The sequence below is a fragment of the Streptomyces sp. NPDC058470 genome, from assembly GCF_042721055.1.
In the GTDB taxonomy this organism is placed as follows: domain Bacteria; phylum Actinomycetota; class Actinomycetes; order Streptomycetales; family Streptomycetaceae; genus Streptomyces.
Genome location: NZ_JBHXMF010000065.1, coordinates 40,404 through 49,708 on the forward strand (window position 1 = coordinate 40,404; position 9,305 = coordinate 49,708).

Genomic DNA, 9,305 nt, shown 5'->3' on the forward strand with positions numbered 1-9,305 from the left:
ACGGTTAACTCAGGGACATGAACAGCGACAGAGAATTCTCACATGGTACGGACGACGCACCCGCCATCGATGTCCAGGGCCTCACCAAGACATACGGTGACAAGACCGTAGTGAGCGGGCTCACCTTCCAGGTGCGGGCCGGTACGGTCACCGGCTTCCTCGGCCCGAACGGAGCCGGCAAGTCGACCACCATGCGGATGATCCTTGGCCTTGACCGCCCGGCGGAAGGAAGGGCCCTGATCTCCGGGCGGCCCTATTCCGAACTGGGTGAACCGCTGCGGCACGTCGGCGCCCTCCTGGACGCTGGTGCGGCACACCCCGGCCGTACCGCTCGCGACCACCTGCTGTGCATCGCCCGAGCCAACCGCATCGCGGACTCCCGCACCGACGAGGTGCTGGAGCAGGTCGGACTGGCCACCGCCGCCAAGCGGCGCATCGGCGGGTTCTCGCTCGGCATGCGCCAGCGCCTGGGCATCGCCGCGGCACTCCTCGGCGACCCGCGGGTGCTGATCCTCGACGAGCCTGTCAACGGCCTAGATCCCGAGGGCATCCGGTGGTTGCGTAAGTTCCTGAAGGACCTCGCCAACCAGGGCCGGGCAGTGCTCATCTCCAGTCATCTGATGACGGAGATCGCACTGCTGGCCGACCGGCTGGTCGTCATCGGCAAGGGCAGTCTGCTGGCCGACGTGTCCATGGTCGAGTTCGCCGAGGAGCACGGCCGTAGCCGGGTTCAAGTCCGGTCCACTGAACCACTGCGGTTGCAGAGAGCCCTCGATCGCAAGGGGCTGCGGGTGGAGGCCGCCGACGACAGCAGCCTTGAGGTGTATGGCGCTGGCCTGGAGGAGATCGGCCGGATCGCGGCTCACGAGGGTACCCCCGTGCTGGCGTTGTCCCAGGTCGAGGATTCACTGGAAGACGCTTTCATGCGGATGACCTCCGGCGCTGTGGAATACGTGGCACGACCCCTGGGAGAGGTGGCCTAAAGATGTCTGTCAACGCGGTTCTCTACTCGGAGTGGACGAAGATCCGCTCGGTTCGTTCGGTCGTCTGGGCGCTGCCCCTAGCCGCTCTCCTGCTCATCGGGATCGGCGCCGGCGTTTCCGGCTCGGTCGGTTCCGGCGAGGCCGACGCAACGGATTTCGACCCGGTGCAGCTCGGCTACTACGGCATCTTCTTCGCCCATGTCATGGTGATCGCCTTCGCGGTCCTAGTCGTCGGGAACGAGTACAGCACTGGTTCGATCCACACCTCCCTGGCCACCGTGCCCCGGCGCGGACTCTTCTACGGCGCCAAGCTGACAACCGGGGCGGCCCTGTCCCTGATGGCGGGTGCCGTGGCCTCCGTCGGCACGTTCTTCGCCTCGCAGACGCTGCTCGCCGAGAACGGTGCTGCGTTCGGGGACGAGGGCACCGTCCGCGCGATCGTGGCCGGCGCGCTGTACTTTCCCGTACTGGCCGTCATGTGTATTGGTATCACCGCGATGCTGCGCAGCCTGATGCTCTCCATGGGTCTCCTGGTCCCGTTCCTCTTCCTCGTGTCCCCTGTCCTCGCCGAGATCCCGGTACTGCGCGACCTGGCCTGGTACCTGCCGGACCGCGCGGGCCAGTACGCCCTGCGGACCCACCTCGACGCCGCGGCTCCGTACAGCCCGATGACCGGATTGCTGATCATGGCAGTGTGGGCCGCGGTGGCGGCGTTCGGAGGCTGGCTCGTCCTGCGCAACCGCGACGCGTGAGCGGGGACAGGTAACAGAGCTGCGTCGCTGCGCGCCACCTGACAGGGAGTGAGGGGACGGCGGAAACCACCATCCGTCAGGTTGGTCAGCGCACGGCCGGTGCGCTGACGGCCGCGTCCTCCCGCAGTACGGCCATCTGCGCACTGCGCAGTTCCTCACCAGGACCGACACCGCTCGCCTCGCGCAGCCGGCGGTCGACGGAGACAAACACTTCCAGCGCCTCGGCCCGACGCCCCGATCCCGCCAGTGCGCTGATCCAGCGGGCGTGCAGCCCCTCGTGCAGCGGCTCATGACGTGCGATCGGGCCCAGCCGGACCAGCACCTCCTCGTACTGCCCGTCCGACAATGCGAGATCGCTAAGCCGAAGCGCGGTCCTGACTCGGCGGCGTGACCGCTCCACTGCGACCGGGTGCTGCTGAAGCGCGGGCATGCCCTCCAGTAGCCTCCCCCGCCAGAGCCGGAGCGAGTCACCGAGAAGGCCCTGCTCGGCCACGGGATCTCGGTGGGCCCGCGCACGCTCGGCGGTACGTATGAGGCGGTCGAACTCCAGGGTGTCGAGACGGCTCTCGTCATCGATCCGAAGTTCGTAGCCGCCGCCACACCGTACGATCGTCGTCCGGGCAGTGCCTGGGAGGTGGTGCGTCTCCAGCATCCGCCGAATGCGCGAGACGTAGGTATGGATCAGCTGCCCGAATGAGTCCGGAAGCTGGTCCCCCCACAGAACGTCGATGATCTCGTCGCGCTCAACGACCTCGTTGGGCTGGAGAGCCATCAGGCCGAGCAGGCACTGCTGCTTCGGGGTTCCGGTGGCCAACTCGGCCTCACCGCGTGACGCCGAGAGGCGGCCCAAGATCCGCAGGACCAGCGGCTCACCCTCATATGAGGGGGCGGATTCGCCGTGCTGCGCCTCGCCCACCCGCGCGAGCAACTCCGGCTCCTGCAAGGCGCTGGCGAGTCTACGCAGCGATCCGGATCTCGGGTGCCGGACCCTGCCCCCCTCGATCTCCCGGAGGGTGCGCAGACCGATCCCGGATCTCTCCGCGAGGTCTCGTTGGCTCACCCCGCGTCTCGTCCGCGCAGTGCGCACGATGTCGGCCACCGACGACTGATCTAACATCGTGGAACTACTGTTCTTCATGTGCTCCTCGTTGCGTCCGTTTCAGACATACAGGGCCGCTGGGTTGTCCTGTCATTTGTGGACCCCTGGTGCGGTCCCGGCCGTGGTTGAGACGACCCATGCTGGTGATGCCTCTCGCGCATAGGTGGCGACACCGGTGCCGTCGGCACACCCTTCGACACGGCGTATGTCGGGCCCCGGCCGTCACACGACCTTGCAGCTCTGCGGCCCTGCCCGCTTCCCTGCGAGAAGCCAGTCGCTCTACAGTGACTGAATTGGGCAGTTGAGCCCGCAGGCCAGCCGCCCCACCAATCACTGAAAGGTGAAGCTATCGCCTTCTAGTGATTCGATCAAGTGGCCAGGGCGCCTACGTGAACCCTATGGAGTACCTATATGCCCGACCGCGTCTTCGACGGCAGAAAGCTGCGCGATCGCCGCCTGGCCAAGGGTCTGTCGCAGGCCGACCTGGCCGCAGGCTTGAACGTCAAGACGAACGCCGTCTACCGCTGGGAGAACCAGGTGGCCACGCCGCCGCAGGAACGCCTACCTGCGATCGCCGCGATGGTCGGGGCAGAACTCGATGAGCTCTTTCCGCGGTTGAGGCCGCCGAACCTCGCCGATCTGCGCTGCGACGTCGGCATGAGGCAGTCGGACACCACGCGCTACACCAATACTGCGTCGCCGATGCCGATCCGCGCAGCCGAGCAGGGGAAGCGAACACTGTCTGATGAGGCGGTGACGGCGCTGGCTGCCGCCTACAACGTCACCCGTGCAGAACTGCTGGCCGCACAGCGGCGATCGTTCGGTCACGAAGTGCCAGCCATAAAGCCAGAGAAGGCGACGTCATCGCCACAGGTCGTCAGGACTATCGCCGGGAAGATCAAGTACTTGCAGACAAAGGTCTACGACGAGGCTCTGCCCTCGGACGCGGACCTCGCCTCATCTGGCAATCGCAAGAGTGGCCGGTCTCTCCTGACGGAAGAGCTGGTAAGGGACTTGCGCATGGGTGGACTGCCCACCGCCCCGGACGACGTTCTTGAAGCCCTGGCCTTGGCTTTCAACGTCCCTCCGGTGTTCTTCCGCAACAGCGATCCGGAGATCGGCCGCTTGGTCGTCTCGACGCACGCCGTGCGCAGCCAGTTCACGGTCATGGCCGCACGTGGCGGTGAGCAAAAGACTTCGCAGGAAGTGCGGGATCAACTTCGGGACTTCATCAGCGACACCATGGCGGAGATCCTCGGCTCTGATGCGGACGACATGCCGACGTAGCAATCGCCCCACGCCGTCGGTATCTCCTAGCCCACGACCTCCAGGTGGACGGTACTGCCGTCGGTGAGCGCACCGAGCGCCGCGTCCCATAGGGGCCTGCGTGACGGCGGGATCTCGTCTGGGGAGATCCCGCCGGGTGCGCTGAAGCGGAAGGCTGTGAGCTCGCTTTCCTGCAGCACGATCGCCTGCTGCTGCTCAGTGGTGAGCGTTCCGCCGTCGAACACCCAGTAGATGTGCGCGCCGTCCGAGGTGCGCGCATAGGCGGACAGAAGGAGTCGCCCAGGTGTCTGGTCGATACCGAGTTCCTCCTTGAGCTCACGCCAACATGCCTGTCGGGGCGTCTCGCCCTCATCGACTCTGCCGCCTGGCAGATTCCAGCCGTTCTTGTATCCGGGCTTGACTATGAGGTACTCACCATCGCCATTGGCCAGGACGGCCGCAGCCGACATGGTCGGCCGAGCGGGGCTGACGTTCATCAGTTGCTCCAGATCAGGCGTAGTTGGCGGTGGTCCTCGACAGCAGGGCGCGGGCGTCCGAGTTGCGGATGCGGCTGTACGCGGTGGCCACAGCCAGCAGGTGCGGCACTTCGTGCCGTGGATCGGTACCTGGGTCGAAAGGGTACGGTGCCAGAGTGGCCGACTTGCCAGGAATCGCAGGCCCTTCGCACAGCAGGGCAGAGCGGATCCACAGTGCCTCGGCCTGGATCTCGCTGCCGTGGAGGCCATCCTGCATACTCTGCGCATGGTCGCGGGCCCGCTCGACAAGGTCTGCTGGGGCCCGTCGCCGCAGTTCGAAGATCACGTCGCGGATGTCGACCGTGTAGCGAGTGAGGCGCACGAGTAGGGAAGCGTCAGGGCTCGCAAACACGTCACAAAAAGCATCGAGGGTCTGGCCGACGAACGGCATACGCGCGAAGAGATGGCTGGGCCTGTAGCGGACAACGTCAGGTGCGGCCATAGCCAACTCCCTCCAGAACCAGTGCAACGAGAGGAGACTACGGGCCGCCCGGTACCGCCTTGCGCCCGCTCGGCTGACGGGTGCTATGGCGCCGATCCCCCAGAGCAGTGAGAACAGGTAGAGCAGGGAGTCGGCGAGTGTCTCCTGGGCCTGATTGACGCTGTCGGACACCGTCGTAACAGTGATCACCACCACGAAAGCGGTGCGCAGCAGCACGTACAGCACAGCCAGGGCCATCGCCCAAGACATAAGGAGCATCCCGATACGGATCGAGCGAACCGGGGTCGCTCGGGCTGCGCCGCCCCACTGGACGGCGCAGACCGCGGCAGCCGCACCCATGTAGAGGTAGAACAGGCCCATGTAGATCGGCAGACCCAGGTCTCCCTCGTGGCGCTCCAGGAAGAACAGCGTATTGGTGTCCGGCGGGTTCAGCAGGAAGAAGAAGGCGGCCGCCATGACGGCGATCGTGCCGACCGACGCGCGCGCAGCGATCCGGTGGACGCCGGCGGATATGCGCGCACTGCGTCGCACGTCGGCGTCCGCGTCCGCGTAGACCGCGGTGACATAGCGGAGCAACACGCAGATTCCGACGATCGCCGTGGCGTGCTTGACAAGGAAGCCGAGATCCGGGATGCCCGTAGCGTCCAGGAGATCGTTGACCATCGATGTCCGGCACAACCAGCTCACCGCAAGCGCGGAGAAAGCGCCCCACAGTGAGCGCTCGCGACGGCGCCCAATCAAGGCAGACTTGGCCCTCAGGAGGGCCTGGATGATCAGAAGGCCTGCGATCGCGTAAGCGAACGCGTCGGTCACAGTCATGTGCTTCCTTACAGAGCGGTGTCGCTACTGAACGGGTAGCCGAAGTCTTCGGCGAGGCGTCGGGCTACGGGGTCTTCGATGAGGCTGGAGCTGGTGGCCAACTGGCTGATCAGGGTGGCTGCGTCCTCGGTGCGCTGCTCGATGGCGGTGTCGTAGCGGCGCCGTCCGGCGGACTGCCCGGCAGCTACCAGTTGCTCGACTCGTGCCGGTGTGAGGTCTCGCAGGACCTCGTCGGTGCCGATGACGCCAGTGGAGTCCTCTGCCCAGAGGTGGACGAGCTCGTGCACTTTGATCTGCCGCTCGTGCGAGGGCGAACCGCCCTCGAGGTGAAGGATCAGGTCGAGAGGCCGGACGTCGTGTTTGATCCAGAGACCGCAGAAGCCGGTTAGGCTAGCAAGGTGGACTGGCATCGGCTTCAAGACGATACGTCGGCCGCGGGCCTGCTCGATATTTGCAACAAAGCGATCCAGATCGAAAGGCCGTGGGATCGGCATGGAGGCCACTAGTCGCTCGGTCTCATCCCGCAAAAGGCGTCGCCTGCGCCGGACTCGCAACTGGTCGATGGCACCGTTCATGGCGCCTGAGCCCGGGTGTCGCCTCTTCTGCGTCATCACGCACGCTCGTCCTCGTCCTCAGGCGCGAAGAGGAGCAGAGCGTATAGCCGTTATCCTACCCAAATAACGATCAACGGCAGCGCACCAAAAGTCTTCAAGCCCGATATCGCGCCAGGCAATGCCGCAGCAAGGCGCCAGAATCTCCAACAGTCAACCCAACGGACACTCTCGTGAGAAACATGAATGGCAAGCGCGGCGATCTAGGGTTTCCTGGGCAGCACTTCCCGCCGTCCGGCACAGGTGCTTCTAAGATTCCCCACAGGAATCATCCTTGAGTGCAATGATGCAAGATGCGCTCGTGCAGCATTCACGCCTCGTCCCCCGCCTACCAGTCAGCCACTTGGCTGCAAAGCCCATCAATAGTTAGATCCATGATCACAACTGACTCAATCACACCTACGTGCTGGCACACGTTCCAACAACAAGGTTGGCCAGAATAACCCCTACCGATGACGCGTTCGAGTCCATCTATCACTGACCTTCCCCTCGTAGCGTAGAGACCGTGACTGCAGGGGAAGTTGAGGGTCATGACGGGCAAGAGGCGGAAGTTCGACGCGGAGTTCTGTGCGGGGGCCGTGCGGATCGTGGCCGAGACGGGCAGCCGATCCCACAGGTCGCGAAGGATCTCGGAATCAACGAGACGACGCTGACTACCTGGGTGTCGAGGGCGCGTAAGGCCGACGGGGCCGGGCCGGTGGGCGAGAGCGGGCGCGCCGCGCCAGGTGGAGCATCACCTGTTCGGTGCGCTTCTGCAGCGCTGCGGCCAGGTCCTGGTGGACCTCCTGGAGCGGCTCGTCCGGGCGCCGGGGCGGGCAGGTCTCCACGACGAAGCGGCGGGAGGTCCGCGGGTAGCCGGAGGTGAGGACGCGAGGCGGGAAATAGGCCGGGTCCAGGGCGAAGCCGGTGGCGGTGGTGCGGACCGCGCGGGCGAAGAGCTGCCGGAAGCGAGTGGCGTCGCCGAGGGCGGGGAGCGCCATCACGGTGCCTTCTTCGTCTCCCCGGCGCCAGCCCAGGTGCTCGCCCCGTACACGTAGCCCAGTGACGCCGGATCGTAAATGACCTCCAGGACGCGGGTGGTGGGACGGCCGGCATGGTGGCCGTGGGCGATCGTCGTGGTCTGCCGCTCGCCGAGACTGTCGAGGACCAGCACGGCGGACTCGTCCCACCCCGAGGCCGCGAAGGCGGCCAGCTGATGGGCGCGGTGATGCAGTACGGGCGAGATCTGCGCGCCGGGGAACTGCCGACCGAGGGACTGGACCCGGCGCCGGGTCCGCAGCGCGACCTTGGCGAATCCGGCAGCCCGCGGCAGAGCCCGGCCACGGGTCGTGCCCGATAGCGCGAGACACAGGGCCGCGGGGGCCTCAACGAGGTATCGGACGGGCTGGAAGTTGTACGCGACGACGTCGACGTCGCCGGGCGTGAGGCCGGCCTCGCCCAGCAGCCACTCGACGGCGTGGTGAGGGTACTCGTGGGTGTGCTTCTTCTGGGAGAGGCGTTCCTCCTCGACGAAGCCGACCAGTTCACCGTCCACCAGGAGCGCGGCGGCGGAGTCGTGCGTGTAGGAGCAGAGTCCGAGAATGACGCCGGGCACGTGGTCCATCGCGGTCGTCACCTCATCCCTGCGGCAGCCTGTGCGACGGAGGTTCCGGTGCGGCAGGTCAGTTCGCCGTACCAGGCGGTCAGGGCCTCACCGAGCGGCCCGTCGATGGCGTCGGCGACGCGCCACGTCTTCGCGCATCCCCTCCTTCCACAGCCGATAGCTGCACATCGTCTCGGCCATGGAGTCCCAACCCGGATGCCCGGTCTCAGCGCGTGCCTCGACTCGGCCGAGTAGTTCGTCGAAGCCCTCCCACGGCGTGGTGAGTTCGGGCATCAGCGGGCTCGCCGCGACGTCTGTCAGCCCGTCGGCCCTGTCGAGGTCGCGCTCGTAGATGTGCAGAGAGCTGACGTGGTGGTGGTACTCGCCCAGTTCCGCTTCGAGCCAGCCGGCGACCAGCTCGTGCAGCGTGGTGAAGAAGAACAGGTCGTACGGCAGGCCGATCCACACGTCCTGGCCGCGCATGGTGGTGGACATGTGCAGGCGGCCCGCGCGCAGGTGGAACGCTGAAGTGCAGCAGTTCCGTCGTGCTCCCGGGGTAGCCGGTTGCGTGGGGCAGCGTCCCTGTCGTCTCCAGCTCCATGCGGAGATCGCCGTCGCGGGCCTCGTTGATCGCGTGGAGCTGGGCGCCGGTGAGCAAGAACTTCAGGGTGCGGCGCTCGATGCCGGTCTCCGGCGTGAACGGCAGCATCTCAGTCGCCCGTCCGAGGAACGTCCGCTGGTACGACCCCTGAATGCCGTAGAGGTCGGCTTGAAGGGCAAGGAACCTGCCGACCTCCTGGGCGGGTGGGGCCTTGATCTCCAACCCAAACTGCAAGCAGATCGTGCCCATGCCCTTGAGGAGCTGGACGCTCTCCTCCTGGACGTCGAGGGTGAAGTCCCCGACTCCGGCATCGAAGCGCATAACGTTCACGACCGGCCCCTCGAGGAATGCCTCTGGCTGATTCTTCACCAGTCGCCGGCGCGGCTTCCTCGATTTACGGGAACCCTCCAACAGCACTGCTGCCGTCAGCCCGGCGTGCACGGCCTAGCAGCCCCATCGCCCCTGGCACGCCAGTCCAGTTGTCGTGCGCCCGCCCGTCCACCGCTCTGCACGCCCGCTGCACGCTTGCCCCCCGGCGCCCCCCCCCCCCCCCGCTGCCTGCCTGTCACAGGTGATCCACAATTCGCCGGAGGCCGCACGGCCGCGCGTTACCC

General features: G+C 66.2%; 10 protein-coding genes. 3 read left to right on the forward strand and 7 right to left on the reverse strand.

Features of this window, described 5'->3' with window-relative positions; all coding sequences use genetic code 11:
* Window positions 1-17: 17 nt before the first annotated feature.
* Together ACFWP7_RS35255 and ACFWP7_RS35260 are read left to right on the forward strand one after the other, a co-directional pair.
* Entirely contained in the window at window positions 18-983 is a 966-nt protein-coding gene (locus tag ACFWP7_RS35255; protein WP_384390221.1) for an ABC transporter ATP-binding protein, read from the forward strand.
* A gap of 2 nt (window positions 984-985) precedes the next feature.
* Window positions 986-1,735: an ABC transporter permease gene (locus ACFWP7_RS35260; protein WP_384390224.1), complete on the forward strand. Its 750-nt coding sequence runs from the start codon at window positions 986-988 to the stop codon at window positions 1,733-1,735.
* Between the two features lie 85 nt (window positions 1,736-1,820).
* On the opposite strand, the gene ACFWP7_RS35265 is transcribed toward ACFWP7_RS35260, so the two are convergent.
* Complete coding sequence (locus tag ACFWP7_RS35265) at window positions 1,821-2,873, reverse strand: BTAD domain-containing putative transcriptional regulator (protein ID WP_384390227.1); 1,053 nt, start codon at window positions 2,871-2,873, stop codon at window positions 1,821-1,823.
* 372 nt (window positions 2,874-3,245) lie between these two features.
* Between ACFWP7_RS35265 and ACFWP7_RS35270 the strand changes: the two genes are divergently transcribed.
* Window positions 3,246-4,121, forward strand: a complete 876-nt coding sequence (locus ACFWP7_RS35270; protein ID WP_384390230.1) for a helix-turn-helix domain-containing protein — start codon at window positions 3,246-3,248, stop codon at window positions 4,119-4,121.
* Between the two features lie 26 nt (window positions 4,122-4,147).
* Here ACFWP7_RS35270 and ACFWP7_RS35275 read toward each other — a convergent pair whose 3' ends face one another.
* From ACFWP7_RS35275 to ACFWP7_RS35300, 6 genes are all read right to left on the reverse strand, one after another.
* Window positions 4,148-4,597 (reverse strand): NUDIX domain-containing protein, encoded by a 450-nt coding sequence (locus tag ACFWP7_RS35275; protein WP_384390233.1) that lies wholly within the window; start codon window positions 4,595-4,597, stop codon window positions 4,148-4,150.
* Window positions 4,598-4,610: 13 nt separating this feature from the next.
* Entirely contained in the window at window positions 4,611-5,897 is a 1,287-nt protein-coding gene (locus tag ACFWP7_RS35280; protein WP_384390235.1) for a DUF6545 domain-containing protein, read from the reverse strand.
* 8 nt (window positions 5,898-5,905) lie between these two features.
* Entirely contained in the window at window positions 5,906-6,307 is a 402-nt protein-coding gene (locus ACFWP7_RS35285; protein ID WP_384390238.1) for a hypothetical protein, read from the reverse strand.
* Between the two features lie 854 nt (window positions 6,308-7,161).
* Window positions 7,162-7,488 (reverse strand): hypothetical protein, encoded by a 327-nt coding sequence (locus tag ACFWP7_RS35290; RefSeq protein WP_384390241.1) that lies wholly within the window; start codon window positions 7,486-7,488, stop codon window positions 7,162-7,164.
* Window positions 7,488-8,111 carry a carbamoyltransferase N-terminal domain-containing protein gene (locus ACFWP7_RS35295; RefSeq protein ID WP_384390244.1) on the reverse strand — a complete coding sequence of 208 codons (624 nt, stop codon included), beginning with the start codon at window positions 8,109-8,111 and terminating at the stop codon, window positions 7,488-7,490. Before ACFWP7_RS35295 ends, ACFWP7_RS35290 begins: the two co-directional genes overlap by 1 nt.
* An 87-nt stretch (window positions 8,112-8,198) precedes the next feature.
* Window positions 8,199-8,585 (reverse strand): thymidylate synthase, encoded by a 387-nt coding sequence (locus ACFWP7_RS35300; protein ID WP_384390247.1) that lies wholly within the window; start codon window positions 8,583-8,585, stop codon window positions 8,199-8,201.
* Window positions 8,586-9,305: the final 720 nt, after the last annotated feature.

Excerpts from the sequence above, each read along its gene's own strand:
- ACFWP7_RS35255 (WP_384390221.1), top strand. The coding sequence starts at position 18 with ATGAACAGCGACAGAGAATTCTCACATGGTACGGACGACGCACCCGCC.
- ACFWP7_RS35260 (WP_384390224.1), top strand. The coding sequence starts at position 986 with ATGTCTGTCAACGCGGTTCTCTACTCGGAGTGGACGAAGATCCGCTCG.
- ACFWP7_RS35265 (WP_384390227.1), bottom strand. The coding sequence starts at position 2,873 with ATGAAGAACAGTAGTTCCACGATGTTAGATCAGTCGTCGGTGGCCGAC.
- ACFWP7_RS35270 (WP_384390230.1), top strand. The coding sequence starts at position 3,246 with ATGCCCGACCGCGTCTTCGACGGCAGAAAGCTGCGCGATCGCCGCCTG.
- ACFWP7_RS35275 (WP_384390233.1), bottom strand. The coding sequence starts at position 4,597 with ATGAACGTCAGCCCCGCTCGGCCGACCATGTCGGCTGCGGCCGTCCTG.
- ACFWP7_RS35280 (WP_384390235.1), bottom strand. The coding sequence starts at position 5,897 with ATGACTGTGACCGACGCGTTCGCTTACGCGATCGCAGGCCTTCTGATC.
- ACFWP7_RS35285 (WP_384390238.1), bottom strand. The coding sequence starts at position 6,307 with ATGCCAGTCCACCTTGCTAGCCTAACCGGCTTCTGCGGTCTCTGGATC.
- ACFWP7_RS35290 (WP_384390241.1), bottom strand. The coding sequence starts at position 7,488 with ATGGCGCTCCCCGCCCTCGGCGACGCCACTCGCTTCCGGCAGCTCTTC.
- ACFWP7_RS35295 (WP_384390244.1), bottom strand. The coding sequence starts at position 8,111 with ATGGACCACGTGCCCGGCGTCATTCTCGGACTCTGCTCCTACACGCAC.
- ACFWP7_RS35300 (WP_384390247.1), bottom strand. The coding sequence starts at position 8,585 with ATGTCCACCACCATGCGCGGCCAGGACGTGTGGATCGGCCTGCCGTAC.